The 832-nt window shown below is 51.9% G+C and carries 1 protein-coding gene; it reads right to left on the bottom strand.

Annotation, left to right across the window (positions count from 1 at the left end; all coding sequences use genetic code 11):
• Positions 1-832, bottom strand: an 832-nt coding sequence (locus ACRBG0_RS26250; protein WP_431489797.1) for a hypothetical protein, incomplete at both ends; no start/stop codon positions are given.

Genomic DNA, 832 nt, shown 5'->3' with positions numbered 1-832 from the left:
TGTCCGTTTTTTCGTTGCGCCTTGCGGCAAATATTTCTACGTAGCTATAGATCGTAAAGGCGATCAAAGCGGACAAGAGTACGCTACGTGTCCACTCTTCAAATCCGCCACAAACGGACACCCCCTCGATCAGTTCGCAATGTGCCCAGGGACGGTAGTGCAGCAAGTTGATCGCAAACTCCGCCACGGCAAATGCTCTGAGGTAACCAAGGTTGCCCTTGTAAAGCGTCATGGCCAGACCCGTGAACTGTATGCTGAGCGCGTAAGCCCAGGCTTGCAGCCATTCTCCGCCGACGACTTGCGCGGTGTGGTTCATCTGCACGTACATGCTCACCATGGCGATCAGGGCAAGGAGGAGGTCTTTGGAAAGTTCGGCGTAGCTGATGCTTGTTCGTTTGTCCGTTTCGCGTGGTGTGTTCATTGCGATCGCTGGCGTGTCCGTTTGTCCGTTTTTGCCCTTGTCCGTTTCTAAGGGAAGGGTGTCCGCTTGTCCGTTTGCTATGCCTGTTGTCCGTTTGTCCGTTTTCGGCCTCTTGTCTGTTCTGGTCAAACCTTGTCCGTTTGGTCGCTTGTCCAATTTCGGAGGAGCGATGTTCAACGTGTCCGTTTGTCCGTTTTGCTCTTTGTCCGTTTCTAAAGAAGTGGACAAGGTTTGCGCTTCTTCTTCATGTCCGTAAGTTTCTAAGAGTACCTGGACGGTCTGCTCGTCCATTTCGGCGTGGCGATTGAATCGGCCTTCTACCAGGCCCATTCTTTTCATCTGCTTGCGCAGTGCTTCCAAACTGATTTCTAAGAACTCAGCGAGGTTAGCGGGTTGATTAGGAATTTCCAT

This window comes from Lewinella sp. (genome assembly GCF_050633125.1).
Classification (GTDB): Bacteria; Bacteroidota; Bacteroidia; order Chitinophagales; family Saprospiraceae; genus Lewinella.
Note: the sequence above shows the minus strand (reverse complement) of the source record. Positions and strands in the feature narration are given on the sequence as shown.